This window comes from Tabrizicola sp. YIM 78059 (genome assembly GCF_004959785.1).
Lineage (GTDB): Bacteria > Pseudomonadota > Alphaproteobacteria > Rhodobacterales > Rhodobacteraceae > Tabrizicola > Tabrizicola caldifontis.
This window is the reverse complement of record NZ_SJZH01000012.1, coordinates 95,625-119,911: the sequence shown is the minus strand read 5'-3', so window position 1 is coordinate 119,911 and position 24,287 is coordinate 95,625. Positions and strand designations below refer to the sequence as shown.

The following is a 24,287-nucleotide window of genomic DNA, read 5'->3' as shown; positions in this document are numbered from 1 at the left end:
CCGAAGCCTACATCACCGGCCGCATCGGGTAAGGAGCCGAACATATGAACACAGCCCATATCGTCACCTCTTTCGACCGCGATCTGGATTCGGCCCAGGCGCTGGTCATGCGTATGGGGGGATTGGTCGAGGCCGCGCTGCTGGAAGCGGCCGAGGCGCTGGATACCCGCGACGAGGATCTGGCCGCACGGGTATGCGCGGGGGATGCCGCCATCGACGCCCTGGAGGACCAGATAAACACCGAATGCGCGCGCCTGATCGCGCTGCGCGCACCGACTGCGGGCGACCTGCGGACGGTGCTGACGGTGATGAAGATCGCCGCCGCACTGGAGCGGGCAGGGGATTATGCCAAGAACCTGGCCAAGCGCACCTCGATCCTGTCGCAGATGCAGCAGGTTCCTGGCGCGACCGGCGCGATCCGCAGGCTGGCCAAGGCCGTGGTGCAGATGCTGACCGATGCCCTGGATGCCTACATCCGCCGCGATCTCAGGCTGGCCGAGGACGTGCGACTGCGCGACCGCGAGATCGATCAGATGTACAACTCGATCTTTCGGGAATTCCTGACGCACATGATGGAGGACCCGCGCAACATCGGGCCCTGCATGCATCTTCACTTCATCGCCAAGAACATTGAGCGGGTGGGTGACCACGCCACCGCAGTTGCCGAGCAGGTGATCTATCTGGTCACCGGCGCACTGCCGGAAGACGCGCGACCCAAGGTCGATTCCACCGGTGTTCCGATACGGGGGTAAGCATGGCACGCAGCGGACAGCCCAAGGTGCTTCTGGTCGAGGACGAGCCGGCGCAGCGCACCGTTCTGGCCTACAACCTGGAAGCGGAAGGCTTTGCCGTCACTCAGGCCGACAACGGCGAGGACGCCATGATGCTGGTCGACGAGGAAGAGCCGGACATCATCATCCTTGATTGGATGATGCCCAAGGTCTCGGGCATCGAGGTCTGCCGACGGCTGAAGATGCGGCCCGAAACACGATCGATCCCGATCATCATGCTGTCGGCACGCGCCGAGGAGGTCGACCGCATCCGGGGCCTTGAAACCGGGGCAGACGATTATGTGATCAAGCCCTATTCGGTGCTGGAACTCATGGCACGGGCGCGGGCGCAGTTGCGGCGGGTGCGGCCCTCGACGGCAGGCGTCGTGCTGGAGCATGAGGATATCAGGCTGGACCCCGAGAGCCACCGGGTCTATCGGGGCGACAAGGTGCTGAAACTGGGTCCGACCGAGTTCAAGCTTCTTGTCACGTTGATGGAGCGCCCGGGCCGGGTGTTCAGCCGCGAGCAGCTGCTGGATCTGGTCTGGGGCCGTGACATATACGTCGACACCCGCACGGTGGACGTGCATGTGGGCCGGCTGCGGAAAAGCCTGATGCAGTATGGCGGGTCCGACCCGGTTCGCACGGTGCGCGGCGCGGGATACGCGCTGGGCTGATCCCCGGGCGGTGGCGCGGCCGGGCGCAGGCTGTCGACAGAAACTTCGTTCGGGTGGTTGCGTGGCGTGCTAACCTTCGCGGGGCACGACTCGGCGGAGGCTCGGATGGCTTGGGGCGGGGAACATGACGCTGTGCGCGCGGTCGTGGTCGACTATCTGGAAGGAATGTGCTGGGGCAATGAGGCGAAGCTGCGGCGGGCGTTCCATCCTGGCGCTCTTCAGGTCGGCCATTTCGCCGAGACCTACGAGTTCTTCCCGCTGGAAGAGTTCATCGACTGGGTGAAGAGCGAGGAAACGGCACCCGAAGGCTCGCCGATCATTGCGGAGCTTCTGTCGATCGAGGTGACCGGCACGGTCGCGGTGGCCAAGCTGACGGACACCTGTTTCGGGACAGACTTTACCGATTACCTGGTGATGGTGAAAGACCGGCCCGATACGCAGGGCAAGTGGCAGATTGTGACAAAGGCCTATCACGTCCATGCCGGGCGCGGATTTCCCCCCGGCGCGGCCTAGAGGGTCGGCAGGAGCCGGTCGAGCGTGCTCAGGACCTGATCCACGTTGGACAGGCCGAACGGCAGCGGCGGGCGGATCTTCAGGCTGTCGCCAAGGGGCCCGGTCGAGCTGATCAGGATACGGTTCTCGCGCAGGGCGTTCACAAGGCGCGCGGTGCGCGCCGGGTCGGGCCGGCCGTCGGTCAGGATGGTCTGGCCGAGGAACAGGCCGGCGGCGCGGGTCTCGCCAAGGGCTTCGTGACGTTGTGCAAGGCTGCGCAAGCCTTCGGCAAAAGCGGCGCCTACGCTGGCCGCATTCTGTTGCAGGTTTTCGTCCCTGATCACGTCAAGCACGGCCAGCCCGACGGCCGCAGCGACGGCGTTGCCGCCGAAGGTGTTGAAATAGCGCGCCCTTGCACCGAACTCGGCAACGATTTCAGGCTTCAGCACAAGACCCGCCAAGGGATATCCGTTGCCCATGGGCTTGCCCATGGACACCATGTCGGGCGTGATGCCGTGGCGCTGGAAGCCCCAGAAATGGCTGCCGGTGCGGCCGAAGCCAGGCTGGACCTCATCTGCCAGGAAAAGGCCGCCCCTTGCACGGACCACAGCAGCGGCAGGGGCAAGGAAGCCCGCAGGATCGGGGTATACGCCATCGGAAGAGAAGATCGTGTCAACGATCAGAAGGGCCGGCCGGATCCCCTGTGCCTGCATCTTGTCGCAGGCCGCGCCGACGGCCTGCGCGAAACCCTGGGCGATGCCCTGCGGATAATTGGCGGCGCAGGGTGCCGGGATCGGAAAGACTGTCGGGCCAGGGGCTACTGCGGGGCCAATGGACATCGACATCTCGGCGGTGGCCAGCGTAACGCCATGGTAGGCATTGTCGGTGACGATGACCCCGGTTCCGCCGGTCGCGGCGCGGGCGATACGCAGCGCCAGGTCATTTGCCTCGGACCCGGTGCAGGTGAACATGACGTGGCACAATTCGGGCGGGAAGAGGGCGAGCAGGCGTTCCGCATAGTCCAGGATGGCTTCATGCAGATAGCGCGTGTGGGTGGCCAGGGTGGCGGCCTGCTTCGCCAGCGCCTCTACCACGCGCGGGTGGCAGTGCCCGACGGATGCGACGTTGTTGTAGCAATCCAGATAGGCGGTACCGTCAGCATCATGCAGCCAGACCCCTTCTCCCCGGATCGGATGCACGGGGGTTTCATAGAACAGCCGGTACGCTGGGCCCAGAAGCCTTGCCCGGCGATCGGCAAGCGCCTGATCCTGCGGCGAAAGCTTCCCTGCGCCGGGGGTGTAGGCGTTCAGCATCGTGGTCTGGCGGATCATGGGGCAGCTCTTTCGCAGGCAGTTTGCAGGTGGTCGGCAATGGCCCGGCTGTCCCGCGATGCCAATGCCTCGAACCCTGCACGCGAAGCCGGGACATTGCGCAGGATGTAGGCAGCATTCTCGGGGTAGCGCATGGCACGCCAGGCGGTGATGGCAAGCGTCGTGGCCAGCCGCGCGGTGATCAGGTCAGGAAGGAGACGGAGTTCTTCCTCGCCCAGCGGGGCAGATGCCCGGTAGGCGGCGGTCAGCGGAACAAGCAGCGATAGCGGATCCGAAGGCTCGATCAGGTATGAGGCTGCGACGGCAAGATCGCAGATGCGGTGCGACAGCGTCATGTCGCCGAAGTCCAGGATGCCGGCAAGCCGGGTTGGATCGGCCGGGTCGGCAAGCAGGTTGTGAGGATTGAAATCGCCGTGGATGACCTGACGCGGCAACCGCGCCAGGGCCGGGGCAACCTGGGCGCGAAAGCGGTCCAGGAAGGTCTCGATCCGCGGGCGCAGGTCGTCGGAGAGCGCTGGCAGAAGTGGTGCGAGGTCGGCCGCGTTGCGGATATCCCAAAGAAGGTGGTGATCGGCGGCCGGGTGGGTGAACCCGGCAAGGGCCGTGTCGAGCCTGCCAAGGGCCCGGCCGATCGCGGCCGAGAGCGCGGGCATGCGTGGAACATGCGCGAGCGGAGTGCCGGGCAACCACGTCAGAAGCCGCAGGGCGCCGTGCGCGGTGGGGATTACAAGGCGCCCATCGCAGGCCGGAATGACCCGCGGCGTCGGCAGGTCGGGGGCCTCGCGCGCGGTGTGGACAAGGGCAAGTGTCTGGAACTCTGTCAGATCAAGGGGCTCTGACGGATTGGCAAGTTTCAGGGTGAAACTGCCACCGCGCGTTTCAAGGCGATGGTTCTGATCCCGCTCGGATGTCAGGGGATGCAGTATTCCGTTCATGCCCCAATGGGTTTCGGCAAGGGCGGCAAGCTCCTGTGCCGGAACACGGGGCGGGGGCATCGAAAGCAGCGATCCGGCAGGGTCTTGCGTCATGGGTCTTGTCCTGGCCGGCAAGATAGCGGCTGCGGCGCTGGGGGCCAGTGGAATGTGGGATTGACATTTATGACTCTTTTACTCAGGTTAAGCATAAAAGCCTAGCCAACCCTCACGGGTCCGCCCGGTGTCGTTCAGCAGATGGAGTTTGCCATGCACAAGACCGGCGCGGCCCTTTCGGGCGATGTCCCGGACCTGATCCTTTCCGCGGCACGGGGCGTCTTTCCCGGCACCGCACTGGAGGCACTGATCGCGCGGATGGAGACGGCGAAATGAACGCCCGGGTCGATCTCTGGCTGACGAAGGATGCCACGCCAGTGCATGATGCCCGGGCGCTGACCGAAGGCGGGAGCCTCGCGCGGATCGTGCTGGACGGACAGGTCTACACTCTGCGGATCACCCGGGCAGGGAAGCTGATCCTGACCAAGTGAGGGGGGCACCGCGCACGGTCAAGGCGGCGTTACGCTTGCGTGCCGCAACGCAGCGCACATCTGGACGCTGCGTTGCGTCATGATATTGGGAACGTGGGATTAATCGGCTGAAGGTCGGGGAAGACGCCGTCTATTTTCCGTCTTCCTTGCGTCTTGCTTCCGTCTCTATGCGCGGGTGGATTGCGGGGCGTTAACCTTGTCCAGCGAAACGGACCCGGAGCGGCGTGGCGATCTTGATGGTGGGGCGACGGTTCGCCCCCCACTCCCGTCCCCTCCCACGAGGGGGAGGGGAAGTGCCTTGACCCGGTCGCGTCGCAGGATGCCTGACGAACCAGATAGAGCGCCCTTCCAGGCGCAAGCCTGTATTGTCTCGCCTCTGATGGCAAGGCGCTCAACCGGCTCGTGTGAGCCTGCGGCTGGGATGTTTGGGCAGACAGGAATGGGCCGGGCGAAGTGACCTTGCAGTCAGCGTTTCTTCCCTTTCTTTGTCTTGTGTGGGCCGCTTTCCGCATCGGCCACGTTGCGTTTCACCGCGATGAAGCTATCCGGTGTGACAGAGATCGAATCGATTCCGGCATCGACCAGCAGCTTGGCGAAGGCCGGGTTGTTAGATGGCGCCTGGCCGCAGAGACCGACCTTGGCCCCGGCCTTGTGGGCACGGGTGATCAGGCTTTCGATCATCCATAGGACTGCGGGGTTCGATTCGTCGAACAGCTCCGCCAACGCCTCGGAGTCGCGGTCGATGCCGAGGGTAAGCTGGGTCAGGTCGTTCGAGCCGATCGAGAACCCGTCGAAGCGGCTGGCGAAGGCCTCGGCCAGAATGACGTTGGCCGGAATTTCGCCCATGACATAGACCTGAAGCCCGTCCTTGCCACGTTTCAGTCCGTGGCGGGCCATGCTGGCGAGCACGCGGTCGGCTTCATCCGGGCTGCGGCAGAAGGGGATCATCACGACGACATTGTCGAAACCCATGTCCTTCCGCAGCCGGTGGATCGCCTTGCATTCCAGCGCGAAGCCCGCCTCATACCGCGGCGAGTAATAGCGGGACGCTCCGCGGAACCCGATCATCGGGTTTTCCTCCTTCGGCTCGAACTCTGCCCCGCCAAGAAGGTCGGCATATTCGTTGGTCTTGAAATCGCTCATCCGCACGATGACGGGCCGCGGGTAGGCCACGGCGGCAATTTGCGAAAGACCCCGCGCGAGGCCATCAACAAAGTATTCGGTCTTGTCGGCAAAGCCCCTGGTCAGTTCCGCGATCCGGGCCTTGGCCGTTTCGTCCTTCAGGCTGTCGAAATGGACCAGCGCCATGGGATGCACCTTTAGTGCGTTCATGATCACGAATTCCATCCGTGCAAGGCCCACGCCATCGGCCGGTAGCCGCCACCAGCGGAAGGCGGCGGAAGGGTTGGCCATGTTCAGCATGACCTGAGTTCTTGTCTTTGGCAGATCGTCCAGCCGCAGGATTTCGGAGGTGAATTCGGCGATGCCTTCGTGGACCACGCCTTCATCGCCGCCGGTGCAGGAGACGGTGACTTCCTGCTCGTCATGCAGGACATGGGTCGCATTGCCGGTGCCGACGATGGCAGGCAACCCCAGCTCGCGGCTGACGATGGCGGCGTGGCTGGTGCGCCCCCCGTGGTCGGTGACGATGGCCGAGGCGCGTTTCATGATCGGCACCCAGTCAGGGTCGGTCGTGCCGGTGACAAGGATCGAGCCGTCGATGAACTTGTCGATGTCCTTCGCGCTTTCGAGGATCGAGACGCGGCCCGTTGCAACGGCCGAACCTACGGAAAGACCGGTGACCAGCGGTCTTCCGGCCTTCTTCACCGTGTAAGACCGGATTTCGCCGGCAGCAGCGCGCGACTGAACCGTTTCGGGCCGTGCCTGGACGATGAAGAGTTCCCCCGTCTCGCCGTCGCGGGCCCATTCCATGTCCATCGGCAGGCCGTAATGCGCCTCGATCGTGGCGGCCATGCGGGCAAGGTCGAGGATTTCGGCGTCGGACAGGACGAAGGCGGCGCGTTCGGCCTTCGAGGTCGGAACATTCTTCGTCGCCGCGCCCTGCCCGCCGGCATAGACCATCTTGATCGCCTTCTCGCCCAGCGACTTCTTCAGGATCGGTTTCAGTTTCCTGTTTGCAAGGAAAGGCTTGTACACCACGTATTCGTCGGGGTTGACCGCGCCCTGTACCACGTTTTCGCCAAGGCCCCAGGCAGCGGTGATCAGCGCCACCTTGTCGAAACCGCTTTCGGTGTCGATCGAGAACATCACCCCCGACCCGCCGGTATCGGCGCGAACCATGCGCTGGACACCCACGGAAAGGGCGACCTTGGTGTGATCGAAGCCCTTCAACTGCCGGTAGGTCATCGCCCTGTCGGTGAAAAGCGAGGCATAGCAGCGCCGGCAGGCCGCCAGAACTTCTGCCTCGCCCCGGACGTTCAGGTAGGTTTCCTGCTGTCCGGCGAAGCTGGCATCCGGCAGATCCTCGGCCGTGGCGGAAGATCGGACGGCAACAGGCAAATCCCTCGTGCCGGCCCGACGCGAGAGCTCACGATAGCTTTCGATGATGTCATCCCGGATGTCCTTCGGCCAGTCGCCTTGCAGGACCATCGCGCGGATCTGCTGGCCGGCTTCCTGCAGCGTGATGCGGTGATCCTGCCAGCGCGCCACCACGGCACCGATCCGGTCTTCCAGATCGTTTGCCTTCAGATAGGCGCGATAGGCATCCGCAGTGGTGGCGAAGCCGCCGGGAACCCGGATTCCCTTCTTGCCCAGTTGCCGGACCATTTCGCCCAGTGAACTGTTCTTGCCCCCGACCATTGCGACATCGCCGCGCGTGAGATCCTCGAACCACATGACGTTGACGGACTTTTGCGGCATCGTGCGCTCCAACCAGGTGACAGGAATTCAGGTGAGAGCATGCGCCCGTATTTCGCCGCGCGTCTTGATACGGATCAAGGTGGGCATGCCGGCCGGCATGTCCTATGTTCGGGAAATGAGGAAAGAGGGCGCAGGATGAGCAAGAGCGAAATTCGGGAATTGAGGCGGCGGTTGCAGGGTGCCTCGGCCCTGGGGGCGGAAGAATTCGACCGCGCTGCCGTTCTGCTATGTCGGGTGTTTCCGAAGATGCCGGAACCTGCGCCGGGCAGGGGTGACCTGATCGGGCAGCTTCTGCATGCAGTGGACCTGTGCCTGCCGGGGTGGTCGATCCAGCTTACCGGCAAGGCGACCGAGCCGGACGGGCACTGGCGCTGTTCCCTCCGCGAGACGCGCGGCAGCGACGAGATCGAGGGCATCGGTCTGGGGACCGGCCGCGTGGTGGAACTGGCACTGCTTGAGGCGCTGCTGGACGTGGCGGAACAGCGGGCGCTGGTCTGACGGCTGGTTGATGATTTCGGCGCCGCTCTTCGGCTGTGATCCAGTAGGGCGGCGCGGTCGAAACAGCAGGGCCGGTCAGCCGCCGGTATGGCTCATGTGGCGGGTGATCTGACCGGTGACCTTCTGGCGGGAATAGTCGAAGTCGTGGCCCCTGGGCTTGCGGGCGATGGCCGCGCGGATGGCCTGTTCTACCAGTGCATCATCGGTGCTGGCGCGCAGGGGTGCGCGCAGGTCAGCCATGTCCTCCTGGCCGAGGCACATGTAGAGCTGCCCCGTGCAGGTCAGACGAACGCGGTTGCAGCTTTCGCAGAAATTGTGGGTGAGCGGCGTGATGAAGCCGACCTTCTGGCCGGTTTCCTCAACGCGCACATATCGGGCGGGGCCGCCGCTGCGTTCGGCTAGATCGGTCAGGCTGAACCGTTCGGCCAGCCGGGCGCGGAGGTCCTTGAGCGGCCAGTACTGGTCAAGGCGAAGGGGGGACATGTCCTCGCCCATCGGCATGACCTCGATGAAGGTCAGGTCATGGCCTTCGGTCGCGCACCAGTCAAGAAGAGGGAAAAGTTCATCCTCGTTGAAGCCCTTAAGCGCGACGGCGTTGATCTTGACGCGCAGGCCGGCAGTCTTGGCCGCCTCGATCCCCTCCAGCACCTGGGGCAGGCGGCCCCAACGGGTGATCCGGGCGAACTTGTCGGGGTCCAGCGTGTCGAGCGAGACATTGACACGGCGAACCCCAAGGTCGGCAAGGGGCCGGGCAAAGCGGGCAAGCTGGCTGCCGTTGGTGGTCAGCGTCAGTTCCTTCAGTGCGCCCGTACCCAGATGCCGTGCCATTGCCTCGAAGAAGGTCAGGATCCCCTTGCGCACCAGCGGCTCGCCCCCGGTGATACGCAGTTTCTGCACGCCGAGACGGACGAAGGCCGAGCAGAGGCGGTCCAGCTCCTCGAGGCTCAGCAGTTCGGCCTTGGGCAGGAAGGTCATGTTTTCCGACATGCAGTAGGTGCAGCGGAAATCGCAGCGGTCGGTGACCGAGACCCGAAGATAGCTGATCGGCCGGGCAAAGGGATCGACAAGGGGCGGCGCCGGGAAGGTCATGCCGGAAAGCTAGGTCAGCTTGACGGGCCACACAAGTGCGCGAACGACAATTGCAGGGCGGGATGCGGCGGGCTAGGCTCTCAACCATGAGATACCTTGCCCTTTTCCCGGTTCTGGCCATTGTGCTGTCGGGCTGCGCCCTGTTTCGGCAAGAGGCTGCGGATGCCCGCCCCGGCCCGGTGACCGGACCTTCCAAGGCACAGCCAGCGACCGAAACCGCCCCTGCCGTCGCCACCACGGTGCTGGGCGCGCGGGCCGTCAGCGCGGCGGCACTGGACCGGACCACGCCCGAGGAAAAGGCTGCGGCCCTGTCCGCCCGGGCAACGGGCGGCGAAAGGCAGCTGGGCAGGGTCGTGGTCGCGCTGGGCCCGCCAGCCGAGCAGGGACTGTGGCTGTCCACCGCGCTGGTCAAGGAGGTGACGCAGGGCCGGATCACGACGGCAGACGGCAAGAGCATAGCGGTCGAGCTGCGGCCGGGCACGGGCGCGGCGCTTCTGTCGCTGGCTGCCTATCAGGCGCTGGGCCTGCCGCTGACCAGCTTGCCCGAGGTGACGATCTTCGCGCGCTGATCGGCGTCGTGCCCGACCTTGGCCACCGGGGGGCAGCCCCCGGACCGCCGGAGTATTTCCGCAAGGATCAAGTGCAGGCGGGCCTCAGTCCGGCAGGTGACGCGCGGCCTCTTTCCGGGCAAAGGATTTCAGCCGGGCGCCATGGTCGGCAAGGAAGCTGCGCGTGCGCCCGGCGTCATGTTTCGACAGATCGCGCAGCCACCAGGCCACGGCCTTCTGGATGAACCAGTCGGGATCTTCCGCAAGGCTGGCGCACCAGCCAAGCACGCGGTCGCGGATTGCAAGGTCGGCCGCTTTCGGAAAGTTCTGTCTGGTCCAGGGCAGCGTCATCACAAGCGCCGCGCGGCGGGTCCACATGTGGGGGTTGACAATCCAGGCCTCGACCACATCAAGCCGCGAGGGGTCGGCTACCAGCCGCTTCTGCCCGGCAATGCTGGCGTGATCGGCAATGGCCCAGGCGTCGAAATCGGGCACCCACGAAACGATCAGGGCCCAGGCGGCCTCATCCGGTCGGATGCGGGCCTGGGTCAGAAGCTTTGCGGCGGCGATGCGGGCCTCGTGGATGTTGGTGCGCCAGAGGTCGGCGGCAAGTGCAATGCGGTCTTCAAGCGTACGCTCGGAGCGCCAGCGATCGGCCAGGGTTGCGATCGCAGCCGCCGAGACACCCAGGTAGGGCCGAGGTGCCTTGTGATAGGCCAGCATTTCGGCTGCCCGGGCCGGGTCGGCAAGTGCCTGAAGTTCGGCAAGTGGTGTCATCTGGCGTATCCCGGGGCGTATCCTGCGCGGTCAGCCCCTACCTGCCAGTCCGCGTGCCCGGCGGCAAGTCAGCGCCGGATCACGAAGCGGACCGAGGCAACCGGGATGCCGGCCCGGCTGACCACGGCATCGTTGACCACCGTCCCGTCGGGACGGGAATAGATGATATCCTGAAAGCCCAGCCGGGTGATACCCGAGGGCGATCGGAAATCGGCGGTGTAGCTCAGGCGTATACGGCCGTCTTCTTCGATGACGGCGGCCTCGCCCACGGTGTCTTCGCGCTTGCCGGTCCAGCGGCCGGGCCCGGTTTCGCGGAAGATCCATGTCAGGCGGTCCTGCTGGCCGTCGTCGTAAACGAAATCTTCGACCACGGTCAGGGTCCGCGCACCGCTCGGCCCGGTGACGCTGCCATTCAGCCGTGCGGTGAAGCGGCGTTCGTCGCCGGTCAGCCACACGCGGAAATGCCCGCGTCCGGTCGTGCGTCCGCGGAAGGCGGAGACAAGGGTGATAGGCGGGCCGGGTTCGCTGGGGATGGCCGGGGCAGAGGCGCAGGCCGCTAAGGGCAGGGTGGCAAGGGAAAGAAGCAGGGTTCTGCGCTGCATGGCGGACTCCGGTTTTGCAGGAATACGGACCGGAGACCTGGCCGGATCAGGCCGGGGCGTGTTCCGTGGGCGATGCCGGACCGCGGGCGCTATTCGACTGTCACGGATTTCGCCAGATTGCGCGGCTGGTCCACGTCGGTGCCCTTGGCGACGGCGGTATGGTAGGCCAGAAGCTGGGCCGGCACCGCATAGAGGATCGGCGCCCAGAGCGGATCGACCGTGGGCAGAGTGAGGGTCTTCCAGGTGCCGTGGCCGGCGGTTCTGATTCCTTCGGCATCCGACAACAGCAGCACCTTGCCGTTGCGGGCCATCACCTCCTGCATGTTCGACACCGTCTTGTCGAACAGCGCATCCTTGGGGGCCAGAACGATCACCGGCACGGCGGCATCGATCAGGGCGATGGGGCCGTGCTTCAGCTCGCCCGAGGCGTAGCCTTCAGCGTGGATATAGCTGATTTCCTTAAGTTTCAGGGCGCCTTCCAGGGCCAGCGGGAACATCGGCCCACGGCCAAGGAACAGGACGTCCTGTGCGCGGGCCAGATCCTCGGCGATGCGGGCGATCGGTTCGGAAAGGCCAAAGGCGGCGTTCATCAGGCCGGGCACGACGCGAAGGGCTTCGAGCCGGTCATTCAGCGTGGTGGCGTCTATCCGGCCACGATCCTGCGCCGCCTTCAGCGCCATCAGTGCAAGCACGGTCAGCTGGCAGGTGAAGGCCTTGGTCGAGGCTACGCCGACCTCAACTCCGGCGTGGATCGGCAGCGCGAGATCGCTTTCGCGCGCGATCGAGGAGGTGGGGACGTTGACCACCGCGACGACCCTTGCGACCTTCTCTTTCACATGGCGCAGTGCCGCAAGGGTGTCTGCGGTCTCGCCCGACTGGCTGACGAAGACGGCCATCGAGGCAGGGGACAGGACCGGATCGCGGTAGCGGAATTCGCTGGCGATATCGATGTCGGCGGGAAGGCCGGCGAGCTGCTCGAACCAGTATTTGGCGACGTGACAGGCGTAGGAGGCCGTGCCGCAGGCAACCAGGGTCACGCGGTCTATGCCGGTGAAATCCAGATCTTGCGGCATTTCCAGCGTGCCGCGTGCCGAGGTGTAGCCCTTCAGCGCGTCGGCGATGACCACGGGCTGTTCGGCGATCTCCTTGGCCATGAAATGCTTGTGGCCGCACTTTTCGATTCGGGTGCTGTCCAGCCGGACACGGGTCTCTGCGCGGTTCGCCAGCCGGTCGGCAGCGTCGAAGATCTGCGCACCGTCACGGGTGATCACCGCCCAGTCGCCTTCCTCCAGATAGGTGATCCGGTCCGTCAGCGGGGCAAGTGCAATGGCGTCGGAGCCGACGAACATCTCGCCCTCGCCATGGCCTATGGCAAGCGGGCTGCCGCGCCGGGCGGCGATCAGCAGGTTCTCCTCGCCTTCAAAGAGGAAGCACAGCGCGAAGGCTCCTTCCAGCCGTTTCAGGGTGCTGCGCGCGGCTTCGACCGGTGTTGCGCCGCGGTCGATCGCGCGCCGGGCCAGCAGCGCGACGGTCTCGGTATCGGTGTCCGATTCCTGGGCATAGCCGTCAGCGGCAAGCTCCTCGCGCAGGGTGCGGAAGTTCTCGATGATGCCGTTGTGGACCACGGCGACCGACCCGGCACGGTGCGGATGGGCATTGGCGACAGTGGCCGCGCCATGGGTGGCCCAGCGGGTGTGGCCGATGCCTGCCTTGCCTGGCAGAGGGTGATGAACAAGTAGATCGGACAGGTTCACCAGCTTGCCCACCGCCCGGCGACGGTCGAGCCTGCCGGCATTCACCGTGGCGATGCCGGCGCTGTCATAGCCCCGGTATTCCAGCCGTTTCAGGGCCTCGACCAGCAGGGGGGCTGCCTCATGGTTACCCAAGACACCTACAATACCGCACATTCCTAATGACCTTTCGCCTTCGCAGCCTTCATGGCCTTCAACTTTTCGAACATCCGGGTGGCAAGGCCGGGTTTTGTGACCTGTCGGGCGCGGCCGATGGCAACCGCCTCGGGCGGCACGTCCTCGGTGATGACCGAGCCAGAGGCGGTCAGCGCCCCGTCGCCCACCGTCACCGGCGCGACCAGCATGGTGTCCGAGCCGATGAAGGCGCGCTTGCCGATCACGGTGCGGTGCTTCATCACCCCGTCGTAATTGCAGGTGACGGTGCCCGCGCCGATGTTGGTGTGTTCGCCGACATGGGCATCGCCGAGATAGGTCAGGTGACCGACCTTCACGCCCTCGTCCAGGATGGCGTTCTTGATTTCCACGAAATTGCCGACGTGCACGTCCTCGGCCAGTTCCGCGCCGGGGCGGAGGCGGGCGAAGGGGCCGACGCTGGCGCCGCGGCTGATGTGGCAGCCTTCGAGATGGCAGAAGCCCTTGATCTCGGCGCCGGATTCCACTGTGACGCCGAGACCGAAGATCACGTTCGGGCCGATCACCGCATCGCGACCGACCCAGGTGTCCAGCGCGAAGAACACGGTATCCGGCGCGGTCAGGGTAACACCGTTGTCCAGCGCAGCGGTGCGCGCGCGCGCCTGGAAGGCGGCCTCGGCCTCGGCCAGCTGCGCGCGGGTGTTGACCCCGAGCGTTTCGGATTCGTCGCAGATGACCACACCCGCCGACAGGCCGCGGCGGCGGGCCAGTTCGACCACATCGGTCAGATAGTATTCCTTTGCGGCATTGTCGTTCCGCACCTCGGCGACCAGCGAAAGAAGCAGATGCACATTTGCGCAGATCACGCCAGAATTGCAAAGGGTTATGGCGCGTTCCTCAAGGCTGGCGTCCTTGAATTCGCGGATAGCCAGCACTTCGTCACCTTCGGTGATCAGGCGCCCGTAGCGCCCCGGATCCCTTGCGTGAAAGCCCAGCACGACGACGGCATGGCGCGACCGGGCGGCCAGCATGGTGCGCAGGGTTTCCTCGCGTATCAGGGGGGTATCGCCGTACAGAACGATGGCTTCGCCTGTGGCGTCGGCCAGCCGGGGGGCCGCCTGGGCCACGGCATGGGCCGTGCCCAGCTGGGGATCCTGGACGACGGTTTCGACCGCCTCTGACCAGTCGCGCGCTGCAGCCACGACCGCTTCGCCGCCGTGGCCGGTGACCACGACAAGGCGCTCTGGCTCCAGCGCCTGGGCCTTGGCCAGCGCATGGTGCAGCAGCGGCGCGCCGGCCATGCGGTGCAGCACCTTGGGCAGGTCGGAGTTCATTCGCGTGCCCTGACCGGCGGCCAATACGATGACGGATACCTGCATTCTGCCCCTTCCCTTGTCGTTGCGCCCGTTTTACCCCCCGCCGACAGGGAGACAAGGGGGCGGGGCCTCACGTCAGGTTACAGGATGCTGCAATGCGCTGCGTGGTTTTCGATCTGGACGGAACGCTGGCCGACACTTCGGCCGATCTTCTGGCGGCGGCCAATGCCAGCCTGCCCGCCCCGGTTCTGGGGCCGCAGGACGCGCTGACAGCCTTTCACGGCGGCCGGGCGATGCTGCGGCTGGGTTTTTCGCGGTTGGGAATGGCGTGGTCCGAGGCCGATGTCGAGGCGGCCTATCCCGTGCTTCTGGATGCCTATGCGAAAGGGATCGCGGTGCATACGCAGCTTTATCCCGGCGCGATGGCGGCGGTCGAGGCGCTGAAGGGGGCGGGCTTTGCGGTGTCGGTCTGCACCAACAAGCCCGAGGCCCTGGCCGAGCAGCTCTTGCGCGCGCTTGGGGTGCGGGAGGCATTCGGGGCTCTGGTCGGCGCGGACACCTTTCCGGTGCGCAAGCCCGACCCGCTGCCCTATCGCGCCGCCGTCGAGCGGGCCGGGGGTGTGGTCGGGCGCTCGATGCTGGTCGGGGATACCGAGACCGACGCCAAGACCGGCGTCGCGGCTGGGGTGCCGGTGGCCTTGGTGACCTTCGGGCCGGAAGGCGCGGGGGTGGGGCGGTTCGCCCCGGCGGCGCTTCTGGACCGTTACGAGGATCTGCCGGGACTGGCCGAGCGTCTGCTGGGGTAGCGTCCGGGGAAAGAGCGGCGCCAGAGCATTTCGAATATTCAAAACCTCTGGCGGGACATGGCCGGAAGGGACAGGATGCGTCGGCGTCCGCCCTCTGGCTGGGCCGCTTGTCCCGTTTGACAGTTTGCGTGGGCCCCCATACCGTCCGCGGCCATGAGCCTTGCCGCAGAAGCACCCCCGGGTCCGCAGGTCAGCCGCCATGCGGTGACCTTCGTGCTGATCACCGTGTTTCTGGACATGGTGGGTTTCGGGATCATCATGCCGGTGGTGCCCAAGCTGATCGAGGACGTGGGCCATGTCACGATCGACCGAGCCGCGGTGATCGGCGGTTGGATGTTCGCGGCCTTCAGCCTTTCGCAGTTCGTCTTTGCGCCCTTCATGGGCAACCTAGCCGACCGGTTCGGGCGCCGGCCGCTTCTGCTGCTGGCGATCTTCGGGCTGGGGATGGACTTCATCCTGATGGCGCTGGCGCCGTCACTGGCCTGGCTGTTCGCAGGCCGGATCATTGCCGGCATCTGCGGTGCCAGCTGGATCATCGCGTCGGCCTTCATCGCCGACGTGACCGCGCCCGAGGACCGGGCGCGCGTCTATGGCTACATGGGGGCGGCTTTCGGGGTGGGGTTTGTCATCGGACCTGCGATCGGGGGCCTTCTGGGCGAGTTCGGGCCGCGGGTGCCGTTCTGGGTGGCGGCGGGGATCTCGCTCTTGAATTTCGTCTATGGCCTGCTGGTTCTGCCAGAGTCGCTTGCCCCGGCCAACCGGCGGAAGTTCGAACTGTGGCGCGCCAACCCCTTCGGTGCATTCCGGGTTTTTGCCAGCTACCCCGGCGTGCTGCCGATGGTGCTGGTCATGGGGCTGTTCTTCTTTTCGACCGCCGTCTACCCGGCAATCTGGACCTTCTGGGGCATCGCCAAGTTCGGTTGGTCCGAGGCGATGGTGGGCTTGACTCTGGCGATCTTCGGATTGATCGCGGGGGGCTTTCAGGGGTTTCTCACCGGCCCGGCTGCGGCGCGGTTCGGCGAATGGCGGGTGGCCATGTTCGGGCTGGTCTGCGCGACGCTGGTGGTGCTGGGCTATGGTTTCGTCGGAACGGTCCTTGGCGTCTTTGCGCTCATGATCCTGCACGGACCGGAAGGGTTCGTGCATCCCCTGATGACGGCGATGCTTACGAAACGCGTGCCCGAGGATGCGCAAGGCGAGCTGCAGGGCGGCATCTCGGCGGTGACCAATGTGGCAATGCTGTTCGGCACGGTGTTCTTCGCCTTCCTTTTCGGGCATTTCTGGGCTGAAGAACGGGCCTGGCGCTCTACCGATGTTGCCTATTGGGTAGCGGCTGGGTTCATGGCGGCGACGACCGTGTTGTTTGCACTGTTGAAACGGGCAGAGAAGGCATGAGCGAGCGGTTCAGCGGAAGCTTCACGCAGCAGGAGCCGATCCCCGAGGCGGGGATCGAAGCGGCCTTGGCGGTGCTGCGGCATGGGCGGCTGCACCGGTACAACACGGTGGCCGGCGAGGTGGCCGAGACGGCAGCCCTGGAACAGGACTTCGCGGCCTATGTCGGCGCGCGCTATTGTCTGGCGCTGGCTTCCGGCGGGGCGGCGATGGCCTGTGCGTTGCGGGCATGTCAGGTGAAACCGGGGGATCCGGTGCTGTCAAATGCCTTCACGCTTGCCCCGGTGCCGGGTGCGATTGCCAGTCTCGGCGCGCGGCCCGTCTTCGTGGAGGTGACCGAGAATCTGACCATCGATCTTGGACATCTGGAGGCGCAGGCGAGGGCCAGTGGCGCAAGGATCCTGCTTCTGTCGCACATGCGCGGCCATGTCTGCGACATGGATTCGCTGGTGGCACTTTGCGATCGGTTGGGTGTGCGGGTGATCGAGGATTGCGCGCACACGATGGGAGCGAAGTGGCGCGGCGTGCCCTCAGGGCGGCACGGCGCGATCGGATGCTATTCGACGCAGACCTACAAGCACATGAATTCTGGCGAGGGCGGCCTGCTTGTCACGGACGATGCCGAGCTTGCCGCGCGGGCGGTGCTGCTGTCGGGCTCCTACATGCTTTACGCTCGTCACCGCGCCGCACCCCCGCCCGAGGTGTTCGAGTCGCTGAAGCTCGAGGTTCCCAACGTCTCAAGCCGGATGGACAACCTGCGTGCGGCGATCCTGCGACCGCAGATTGCGCTGCTGGACGATCGACGGGCACGCTGGCGGGTGCTCTACCAGGGGATGGAAAAGGGCCTTGCCGGCGTGGCGGAGATCAGGCTGATCCCGCGACCGCAGCATGAGGATTATGTCGGCTCGTCCTTCCAGTTTCTGCTGCCGGGCTGGGATCCGGCGCGGGTGGCCGCCTTTGTCGCGGGTGCGGCGGCCCGGGGGGTCGAATTGAAATGGTTCGGCGCAGCCGATCCGCAGGGCTTCACCAGCCGTTATGCCCACTGGCGCTATGCCGCGCCCGAGACCTTGCCGCAGACCGACCGTGTACTGGCCGGCCTGATCGACATGCGCCTGCCCTTGACCTTCACGCCTGACGATGTGGCTCAGATCACCCGCATCATCGGCGAAGAGGTGGCGCGCGCGGCACGGGCCGAGCGGCTTGATACCCTGGCTGCTCCGGCCGCGGACTAGGATGCAGCCTCATGATATCGGGCCCAGAGCCTTGCGCAGGCCAGGAGGACGGCGGCGAGGTCGTTTCGCCCTGACTTTTCGTGACGTTTGGCTATCTTGCCGAAGTGCTTGAGCTTGTTGAAGAAGCGGTCGACGAGGTTGCGCTGGCGGCAAAGACCGGGATCGACCGGCCGTGGCACCTTTCGGTTACGCTAGACGGGGATGCGACCGCGCCCTCTGCGTGCGGCGATCAGGTCCGCAACCGCTGTCTTGTCGGAGGCCCTCGCCGTCGTCAGACCGAGGGGCGGGTCTTGTCCCTTCTTGGGGGCTGCGGCCCATTGATGGGCACGGATGATCGAGTCGGCGATGACCTGCATGCTGTCGGGGTGTCTATCGGCCAGCGTTTCAAAGGCCTGAACCCAGACCCCCGCAATGGCCCACCGCTTGAAGCGGTTATGGATGGTTGTGCGGAGAGCATTGCGCTGCGACAGATCGCGCCACGACGCGCCGGTTCTCAAAACCCGGGAGATGCCGCCGAGTACCCTGCGCATCCACCCGACACGCGCGGCTTGTCTGGAAGGAGGGAATGGATCAGAGGGCAGGCCTTCCACCCGGTGACCCGCCGCCATTAAAACGCGCGGCTTGCGCCGCAACTCCTTCGGCTCGTCATCGGCCTTCGCCTCCTCCGCGTCGATTGGAGGCATCCTGACCCCCCCCCCGGGGGAATATTTTGCAAGGAGCAATTGGATTTGTTTCTTGTCAAATACTCTGGGGTCCGGGGGTGGAACCCCCGGCGCTCCAGCCGGTTGGCCGGCGGCCCGCAGGAGGTGTCGGACAGGATCTGACCGTGGCGCGGCTTTCCGTTGGCGATGCGCGATTCGATTGCAGCGGGGGCCATGGCCCGGTGGCGGCTGTCAGGGGCGTCGCGGCCGCGGCAGCAATGGGAAGGGGCAGGGCGCATCGGCGAAATCGTCGTCCGGTAGCCCAAGTCCGCGACAAGGCAAGTCCGCGACAAGGGCGGCCCGCTCTTGCGCTGAGGGTCGGGAGCTGGCCCCCTGCGCGGCCTCAGCCTTGCCGCGCGGGCCCGACAAGGCGGCGGATGCGTTGCAGAATTTCCGAGAATAATGCTATGGCTTCCCGAAATTTCTGCATCTGCAAAGGCCGGAATCCCCCCCGGGTTCGGTTGACCCCGCCGGGGGGGCGGAGTAAACGGACCGTGAGACGAAGCGGGCCATCAGAGTCCGCGCTGCTCGCGTGTCGCCAGCATCAAGGAGCCCCTCGTGGATCTGCTTCTCCGAGAGTATCTTCCCATACTCATTCTTCTGGGTATTGCCGTTGGCCTGGGTCTGGTCCTGATCCTTGCCGCGGCGGTCCTGGCCGTCCGTAACCCGGATCCCGAAAAGGTCAGCGCCTACGAATGCGGCTTCAACGCCTTCGACGACGCGCGGATGAAGTTCGACGTGCGGTTCTACCTGGTGTCGATCCTGTTCATCATTTTCGACCTGGAAGTGGCCTTCCTGTTCCCCTGGGCAGTCGCCTTCGGCGAACTTTCCATGGCGGCCTTCTGGTCGATGATGCTGTTCCTGGCCGTGCTGACCGTCGGCTTTGCCTATGAATGGAAGAAGGGGGCGCTGGAATGGGAGTGATGACCGGAGCCAACACCGCCGCCGCTGACCACGAGGTCGCCGTCCAGGCGCTGAACCGCGAGCTGTCGGACAAGGGCTTCATCCTGACCTCGACCGAGGACATCATCAACTGGGCGCGGATCGGGTCGCTGCACTGGATGACCTTCGGCCTTGCGTGCTGCGCGGTCGAGATGATGCATACCTCGATGCCGCGCTATGACCTGGAACGCTTCGGCACCGCGCCGCGCGCCAGCCCGCGGCAGTCGGACCTGATGATTGTGGCGGGCACGCTGACCAACAAGATGGCGCCGGCGCTGCGCAAGGTCTATGACCAGATGCCAGAGCCGCGCTACGTCATCAGCATGGGCTCCTGCGCCAACGGGGGCGGCTACTACCACTACAGCTATTCGGTGGTGCGCGGCTGCGACCGGATCGTCCCCGTGGATGTCTATGTGCCGGGCTGCCCGCCCACGGCAGAGGCGCTGCTTTACGGCATCCTTCAGTTGCAGCGGAAGATCCGCCGCACCGGCACCCTGGTGAGGTAATCATGAACGAAGCCCTTCAGGAACTGGCCGGGATCATCGAGCTGAAGCAGCCCGAGGCGGTGATGTCCCATACCATCGCTCATGGCGAGCTTACCGTCGTTGCGAACCTGGCCAATCTGGAATCGCTGGTGGAGTTCCTGCGCGACGATCCGGCTTGCCGGTTCTCGACGCTGGTCGACATCACTGCCGTCGATCACCCCGAACGGGTTCAGCGGTTCGATGTGGTCTATCATTTCCTGTCAATGTATCGGAACCACCGCATCCGGTTGAAGGTGGCAGTGCGCGAAGACGGGATGTTACCTTCGATCACCGAACTGCACCCCAGCGCCAACTGGTTCGAGCGCGAGGTGTTCGACATGTTCGGCATCCTCTTCTCGGGCCACCCCGACTTGCGCCGCATCCTGACCGACTACGGCTTCCGCGGCTATCCGCTGCGCAAGGACTTTCCGACCACCGGCTACACCGAGGTTCGCTATGACGAGGCGCTGAAACGTGTCGTCTACGAACCCGTGAAACTGGTTCAGGAATACCGGCAGTTCGATTTCATGTCGCCCTGGGAAGGGGCTGAATACATCCTTCCCGGCGATCAGAAGGCCGAGGCGAAATGAAACCGGGCCTTGCCATCGGCGACCGGGCAGAGTTCCGCCACCGGATCGGTGCCGGCCACACGGTGCCGGCCCTTTACCCGGAGTCGGCGTTTTTCCGGGCGATGCCGGGCGTCTTTGCCACGGGCTACATGGTGGGCCTGATGGAATGGGCCTGCATCGAGCAGCTTGCCCCCCATTACGAACAGGGCGAGGGCTCGCTGGGAACGTATGTCGATGTCAGTCACGTTGCGCCCACGCCTCCTGGCCTGACGGTGAAGGTCGAGACCGAAGTGACGGCCGTCGAGGGCAGGTTCGTGTGGTTCAGGGTTCGCGCCCATGACGGGGTGGACATGATCGGCGAGGGGCGGCATCAGCGCGCTCTGGTGCGCTGGGATAAATTCGTGCCGAAGGCCATGGCGAAGGCCGGGACCGGGGCAGAGGAGACGGTTTGATGGACGGCGATATCCGCAAGACGGTCTATGACGACGGCTCGACCGATTTCGAGACCGGCGAGCAGCGCATCCGCAACTTCAACATCAACTTCGGACCCCAGCACCCGGCGGCGCACGGTGTGCTGCGGCTGGTGCTGGAGCTGGACGGCGAGATCGTCGAACGCTGCGACCCGCATATCGGTCTGCTGCACCGCGGCACCGAAAAGCTGATGGAAAGCCGCACCTATCTGCAGAACCTGCCCTATTTCGACCGGCTGGACTATGTGGCGCCGATGAACCAGGAACATGCCTGGTGCCTGGCGATCGAGCGGCTGACCGGCACGGTGGTGCCGCGCCGCGCAAGTCTGATCCGGGTTCTCTATTCCGAGATCGGGCGCATCCTGAACCATCTTCTGAATGTGACCACCCAGGCGATGGACGTAGGCGCGCTGACCCCGCCGCTCTGGGGCTTCGAGGAACGCGAGAAGCTGATGGTTTTCTACGAACGCGCCTGCGGCGCCCGGTTGCACGCGGCCTATTTCCGCCCAGGCGGAGTGCATCAGGATCTGCCGCCGCAGTTGATCGACGACATCGAGACCTGGGCCGAGGCCTTCCCCAAGGTGCTGGACGACATCGACGGCCTGCTGACGGAAAACCGCATCTTCAAGCAGCGCAATGCCGATATCGGCGTGGTCACGGAAAAGGACATCCAGCAGTGGGGCTATTCCGGTGTGATGGTGCGCGGTTCAGGTCTGGCCTGGGACCTGCGCCGCGCCCAGCCCTACGAATGCTACGACGAGTTCGACTTCAAGATCCCCGTCGGCAAGAACGGCGACTGCTATGACCGCTATCTCTGCCGCATGGCGGAAATGCGCGAGTCGACGAAGATCATCCGTCAGGCCATCGCCAAGCTGCGCGAGCCGGCCGCACAGACCGACGTGCTGGCCCGCGGCAAGATCACGCCCCCGAAGCGGGGCGACATGAAGACCTCGATGGAGGCCCTCATCCATCACTTCAAGCTTTACACCGAGGGCTTCCACGTCCCCGCCGGTGAGGTCTATGCCGCAGTCGAGGCGCCGAAGGGCGAGTTCGGGGTATATCTTGTCGCCGACGGCACCAACCGTCCCTATCGCGCCAAGATCCGTGCGCCGGGCTATCCGCATCTGCAATCGCTGGACTGGCTGTGCCGCGGCCACCAGCTGGCCGATGTCAGCGCGATCATCGGGACGCTGGACATCGTTTTCGGCGAGATCGACCGCTGATGCCGGACGTGACGATCAATCTGTGGACCCTGATCCTGGGCGCGGCCTCGGGCCTCGCCGGGGTGATCGGTTCACGCTACGGCCACAAGCTGGTCATGGGCGCCGTCTCGGGCGCCGTGGCCGCCGTGGTCCTGACCTTCGCCAGGGGATATTTCTGAGCCATGCTGCGCCGCCTTCACCATACCCAGCCCGAAAGCTTCGCCTTCACCCCGGCGAATCTGGAATGGGCAAAAGGCCAGATCACCAAATACCCCGAGGGCCGGCAGGCATCGGCGATCATTCCGCTTCTGTGGCGCGCGCAGGAGCAGGAAGGCTGGCTTTCCCGTCCTGCCATCGAATATGTCGCGGACATGCTGGGCATGCCCTACATCCGGGCGCTTGAGGTGGCGACGTTCTACTTCATGTTCCAGTTGCAGCCGGTGGGCAGCGTGGCCCACATCCAGATCTGTGGCACCACGAGCTGCATGATCTGCGGTGCCGAGGATCTGATCGCGGTCTGCAAGGAACTGATCGCGCCGACACCCCATACGCTGAGTGCGGACGGCAAGTTCAGTTGGGAAGAGGTCGAATGCCTGGGTGCCTGTGCCAATGCACCCATGGCCCAGATCGGCAAGGATTACTACGAGGATCTCACCGCCGGGAAACTGCGCGAGCTGATCGCGCGTTTCTCGGCCGGAGAGGTTCCGGTGCCCGGTTCGCAGATCGGGCGCTATGCGGCGGAACCCGCGGCGGGGCTGACCAGCCTGACCGAGTTCGAGAGCGGCCGGACACAATACAACGCCAGTGTGCAGCTGGCGGTGGATATCGGCGACACGGTGAAGCGGATCGACGGAACGGAAGTGCCGCTTTCGATGCCGTGGCTCGGCAAGTCTGCCAAGGCGGCTAGGCCTGCTGCAAAGGCCAAGGCGCCGGCTGGTGCTGCGGCCCCGGATACCCCTGCGGCCGCAGGGGTAAAGCCTGCGACGCTTGCCGAGCCGCGCGATGGCAAGGGCGATGACCTGACAATGATCAGCGGTGTCGGGCCGAAATTGCAGGCGCTGTGTCAGAAACTTGGCTTCTGGCATTTCGACCAGATCGCTGCCTGGACGCCGGCCGAAGTGGCCTGGGTCGATGCCAATCTGGAAGGGTTCAAGGGCCGAGTCACCCGCGATAACTGGGTGGCGCAGGCGAAGGTTCTGGCTGCGGGCGGTTCGGTCGAGGACGCCCACCGCGCAGCGAAGGTGTAAGGGAAGGACGAGAAGACTGACACAGCCCGCAACGGGCACCACAGAGAGGGACGGCAGATGCGCAAGGCTGAGAATTTGAATGCCCCGAATCTCGGGGGGTGGGCGATCGGAGTGGCGGCAGGCCTTGTGGCCTTTGGTGCCCTGGTTGTCGTCGGCAAGTTCGATCTGTTTCCGGCAGCCTTCCTTGGCGGTGTCCTTGCCGTTCTTGTAGGGTTGATCCTGGGCATGCCCTGGGGCGCAACCACCCCTGCCCAGCCCGGCCCGCGCGTTCGCAAGATCGTGCCGGCCCCCGAAGCATCAGCCGCCGTCGCGTCGATGCAGCCGGTGACCGCGCCCGCAGCCCCCTTGGCTGCTGCCGCCGCGCCCGTCGGGCCGCAACGGCTGCAAGCGCCGCGCAATGGCAGGGCTGACGACCTGAAGGAGATCGAGGGAATCGGTCCCGCACTGGAAAAGCTGCTGAATTCCCTTGGTTTCTATCACTTCGACCAGATCGCAGGCTGGAGCGATGATGATATCGTTCTGGTCGATGCCGAAATGGAGAATTTCAAGGGCCGCATCGTCCGAGACCGCTGGGTGGTGCAGGCGAAGATCATCGTGAGCGAGGGGCTGGAAGCCTTTCGCGAGCGCGCGAAGACCAACAATTACTAGGGCCACCAATGCATCGCCCCGATCCCCAGGACCTAAAGCGGGCAGCCCAGGCGCGGCTGGTCGGCATCGTGCTGGCGGTGACGATGCTTCTCTGGATGGGGGCGCAATGGCTGGGCGGCCGCTTGGGGTGGGAGACGCGCTGCGTCTTCCTGTTCGATTTTGCCGCACTGGCCGCGTTTCTATGGGCCCTTGTGGTGACGTATCAGATCTGGCGGGGACGCCGGGGTTAGGA

General features: G+C 65.2%; 28 protein-coding genes. 19 read left to right on the top strand and 9 right to left on the bottom strand.

Features of this window, described 5'->3' with window-relative positions; genetic code table 11:
* The first annotated feature begins 44 nt into the window (after positions 1 to 44).
* The 3 genes from phoU to EZM81_RS14825 all read left to right on the top strand — a co-directional run bounded on the left by phoU (position 45) and on the right by EZM81_RS14825 (position 1,960).
* The gene (phoU, locus tag EZM81_RS14835) at positions 45 to 752 is read left to right on the top strand and encodes a phosphate signaling complex protein PhoU (RefSeq protein WP_135450632.1); all 708 of its coding nucleotides are present in this window, start codon (positions 45 to 47) and stop codon (positions 750 to 752) included.
* Between the two features lie 2 nt (positions 753 to 754).
* Positions 755 to 1,447, top strand: a complete 693-nt coding sequence (gene phoB, locus EZM81_RS14830) for a phosphate regulon transcriptional regulator PhoB (protein WP_135450633.1) — start codon at positions 755 to 757, stop codon at positions 1,445 to 1,447.
* Between the two features lie 105 nt (positions 1,448 to 1,552).
* A complete protein-coding gene (locus EZM81_RS14825) occupies positions 1,553 to 1,960 on the top strand; it encodes a nuclear transport factor 2 family protein (RefSeq protein WP_136646240.1) in 408 nt (135 codons plus the stop codon).
* Here the strand turns inward: EZM81_RS14825 and EZM81_RS14820 are convergent.
* Complete coding sequence (locus EZM81_RS14820) at positions 1,957 to 3,267, bottom strand: aspartate aminotransferase family protein (protein ID WP_169052386.1); 1,311 nt, start codon at positions 3,265 to 3,267, stop codon at positions 1,957 to 1,959. The two genes, EZM81_RS14825 and EZM81_RS14820, sit on opposite strands and share 4 nt — an antisense overlap.
* Entirely contained in the window at positions 3,267 to 4,205 is a 939-nt protein-coding gene (locus EZM81_RS14815) for a phosphotransferase (protein WP_248298236.1), read from the bottom strand. Before EZM81_RS14815 ends, EZM81_RS14820 begins: the two co-directional genes overlap by 1 nt.
* Before the next feature lie 246 nt (positions 4,206 to 4,451).
* On the opposite strand from EZM81_RS14815, the gene EZM81_RS18680 reads away from it, so the two are divergent.
* Together EZM81_RS18680 and hemP are read left to right on the top strand one after the other, a co-directional pair.
* The gene (locus EZM81_RS18680) at positions 4,452 to 4,574 is read left to right on the top strand and encodes a hypothetical protein (protein WP_256371628.1); all 123 of its coding nucleotides are present in this window, start codon (positions 4,452 to 4,454) and stop codon (positions 4,572 to 4,574) included.
* Complete coding sequence (hemP, locus tag EZM81_RS14810) at positions 4,571 to 4,729, top strand: hemin uptake protein HemP (RefSeq protein WP_135450637.1); 159 nt, start codon at positions 4,571 to 4,573, stop codon at positions 4,727 to 4,729. Before EZM81_RS18680 ends, hemP begins: the two co-directional genes overlap by 4 nt.
* A gap of 465 nt (positions 4,730 to 5,194) precedes the next feature.
* On the opposite strand, the gene ppsA is transcribed toward hemP, so the two are convergent.
* Positions 5,195 to 7,609, bottom strand: coding sequence for a phosphoenolpyruvate synthase (gene ppsA / locus EZM81_RS14805; RefSeq protein WP_135450638.1), 2,415 nt, complete (start codon positions 7,607 to 7,609; stop codon positions 5,195 to 5,197).
* Positions 7,610 to 7,744: 135 nt separating this feature from the next.
* Between ppsA and EZM81_RS14800 the strand changes: the two genes are divergently transcribed.
* On the top strand, positions 7,745 to 8,107 hold the full coding sequence (locus EZM81_RS14800) for a hypothetical protein (protein WP_136646237.1): 363 nt from the start codon (positions 7,745 to 7,747) through the stop codon (positions 8,105 to 8,107).
* Positions 8,108 to 8,182: 75 nt separating this feature from the next.
* Here the strand turns inward: EZM81_RS14800 and moaA are convergent, their stop codons facing one another.
* Positions 8,183 to 9,196 (bottom strand): GTP 3',8-cyclase MoaA, encoded by a 1,014-nt coding sequence (moaA, locus tag EZM81_RS14795; protein ID WP_135450640.1) that lies wholly within the window; start codon positions 9,194 to 9,196, stop codon positions 8,183 to 8,185.
* 86 nt (positions 9,197 to 9,282) lie between these two features.
* Here moaA and EZM81_RS14790 point away from each other — a divergent pair, with 86 nt between their 5' ends.
* Positions 9,283 to 9,765 carry a D-galactarate dehydratase gene (locus EZM81_RS14790; protein ID WP_136646236.1) on the top strand — a complete coding sequence of 161 codons (483 nt, stop codon included), beginning with the start codon at positions 9,283 to 9,285 and terminating at the stop codon, positions 9,763 to 9,765.
* Positions 9,766 to 9,849: 84 nt separating this feature from the next.
* Here EZM81_RS14790 and EZM81_RS14785 read toward each other — a convergent pair whose 3' ends face one another.
* The 4 genes from EZM81_RS14785 to glmU all read right to left on the bottom strand — a co-directional run bounded on the left by EZM81_RS14785 (position 9,850) and on the right by glmU (position 14,385).
* Complete coding sequence (locus tag EZM81_RS14785) at positions 9,850 to 10,521, bottom strand: DNA alkylation repair protein (protein WP_136646235.1); 672 nt, start codon at positions 10,519 to 10,521, stop codon at positions 9,850 to 9,852.
* 68 nt (positions 10,522 to 10,589) lie between these two features.
* Entirely contained in the window at positions 10,590 to 11,123 is a 534-nt protein-coding gene (locus tag EZM81_RS14780) for a DUF3833 family protein (RefSeq protein WP_135450643.1), read from the bottom strand.
* An 89-nt stretch (positions 11,124 to 11,212) separates the two neighbouring features.
* Positions 11,213 to 13,030: a glutamine--fructose-6-phosphate transaminase (isomerizing) gene (glmS, locus tag EZM81_RS14775; RefSeq protein WP_136646234.1), complete on the bottom strand. Its 1,818-nt coding sequence runs from the start codon at positions 13,028 to 13,030 to the stop codon at positions 11,213 to 11,215.
* 2 nt (positions 13,031 to 13,032) lie between these two features.
* A complete protein-coding gene (gene glmU / locus EZM81_RS14770) occupies positions 13,033 to 14,385 on the bottom strand; it encodes a bifunctional UDP-N-acetylglucosamine diphosphorylase/glucosamine-1-phosphate N-acetyltransferase GlmU (RefSeq protein WP_136646233.1) in 1,353 nt (450 codons plus the stop codon).
* 92 nt (positions 14,386 to 14,477) lie between these two features.
* Between glmU and EZM81_RS14765 the strand changes: the two genes are divergently transcribed.
* The 3 genes from EZM81_RS14765 (at position 14,478) to EZM81_RS14755 (ending at position 17,752) form a co-directional block, all read left to right on the top strand.
* Positions 14,478 to 15,128 carry an HAD-IA family hydrolase gene (locus EZM81_RS14765; RefSeq protein ID WP_136646232.1) on the top strand — a complete coding sequence of 217 codons (651 nt, stop codon included), beginning with the start codon at positions 14,478 to 14,480 and terminating at the stop codon, positions 15,126 to 15,128.
* A gap of 153 nt (positions 15,129 to 15,281) precedes the next feature.
* Positions 15,282 to 16,523, top strand: coding sequence for a TCR/Tet family MFS transporter (locus tag EZM81_RS14760; protein WP_135450647.1), 1,242 nt, complete (start codon positions 15,282 to 15,284; stop codon positions 16,521 to 16,523).
* Positions 16,520 to 17,752: a DegT/DnrJ/EryC1/StrS aminotransferase family protein gene (locus tag EZM81_RS14755; RefSeq protein ID WP_136646231.1), complete on the top strand. Its 1,233-nt coding sequence runs from the start codon at positions 16,520 to 16,522 to the stop codon at positions 17,750 to 17,752. The genes EZM81_RS14760 and EZM81_RS14755 overlap by 4 nt, the downstream gene beginning before the upstream one ends.
* 191 nt (positions 17,753 to 17,943) lie before the next feature.
* On the opposite strand, the gene EZM81_RS14745 is transcribed toward EZM81_RS14755, so the two are convergent.
* The gene (locus EZM81_RS14745; protein ID WP_136646229.1) at positions 17,944 to 18,435 is read right to left on the bottom strand and encodes a transposase; all 492 of its coding nucleotides are present in this window, start codon (positions 18,433 to 18,435) and stop codon (positions 17,944 to 17,946) included.
* A 576-nt stretch (positions 18,436 to 19,011) separates the two neighbouring features.
* Between EZM81_RS14745 and EZM81_RS14740 the strand changes: the two genes are divergently transcribed.
* The 9 genes from EZM81_RS14740 (at position 19,012) to EZM81_RS14705 (ending at position 24,285) form a co-directional block, all read left to right on the top strand.
* On the top strand, positions 19,012 to 19,377 hold the full coding sequence (locus tag EZM81_RS14740) for an NADH-quinone oxidoreductase subunit A (protein ID WP_135450650.1): 366 nt from the start codon (positions 19,012 to 19,014) through the stop codon (positions 19,375 to 19,377).
* Positions 19,368 to 19,901, top strand: a complete 534-nt coding sequence (locus EZM81_RS14735; RefSeq protein WP_200833970.1) for an NADH-quinone oxidoreductase subunit B family protein — start codon at positions 19,368 to 19,370, stop codon at positions 19,899 to 19,901. Before EZM81_RS14740 ends, EZM81_RS14735 begins: the two co-directional genes overlap by 10 nt.
* A 2-nt stretch (positions 19,902 to 19,903) precedes the next feature.
* Entirely contained in the window at positions 19,904 to 20,509 is a 606-nt protein-coding gene (locus EZM81_RS14730) for an NADH-quinone oxidoreductase subunit C (protein ID WP_136646228.1), read from the top strand.
* Positions 20,506 to 20,940, top strand: a complete 435-nt coding sequence (locus EZM81_RS14725; protein ID WP_136646227.1) for a thioesterase family protein — start codon at positions 20,506 to 20,508, stop codon at positions 20,938 to 20,940. Before EZM81_RS14730 ends, EZM81_RS14725 begins: the two co-directional genes overlap by 4 nt.
* The gene (locus EZM81_RS14720; RefSeq protein ID WP_136646226.1) at positions 20,940 to 22,181 is read left to right on the top strand and encodes an NADH-quinone oxidoreductase subunit D; all 1,242 of its coding nucleotides are present in this window, start codon (positions 20,940 to 20,942) and stop codon (positions 22,179 to 22,181) included. Before EZM81_RS14725 ends, EZM81_RS14720 begins: the two co-directional genes overlap by 1 nt.
* Positions 22,181 to 22,339, top strand: a complete 159-nt coding sequence (locus EZM81_RS18335) for a hypothetical protein (protein WP_169052384.1) — start codon at positions 22,181 to 22,183, stop codon at positions 22,337 to 22,339. The genes EZM81_RS14720 and EZM81_RS18335 overlap by 1 nt, the downstream gene beginning before the upstream one ends.
* Before the next feature lie 3 nt (positions 22,340 to 22,342).
* A complete protein-coding gene (nuoE, locus tag EZM81_RS14715) occupies positions 22,343 to 23,407 on the top strand; it encodes an NADH-quinone oxidoreductase subunit NuoE (RefSeq protein WP_136646225.1) in 1,065 nt (354 codons plus the stop codon).
* A gap of 111 nt (positions 23,408 to 23,518) precedes the next feature.
* Positions 23,519 to 24,055 carry a hypothetical protein gene (locus tag EZM81_RS14710; protein ID WP_136646224.1) on the top strand — a complete coding sequence of 179 codons (537 nt, stop codon included), beginning with the start codon at positions 23,519 to 23,521 and terminating at the stop codon, positions 24,053 to 24,055.
* 8 nt (positions 24,056 to 24,063) lie between these two features.
* Complete coding sequence (locus tag EZM81_RS14705; RefSeq protein ID WP_136646223.1) at positions 24,064 to 24,285, top strand: DUF5337 domain-containing protein; 222 nt, start codon at positions 24,064 to 24,066, stop codon at positions 24,283 to 24,285.
* Positions 24,286 to 24,287 lie beyond the last annotated feature (2 nt).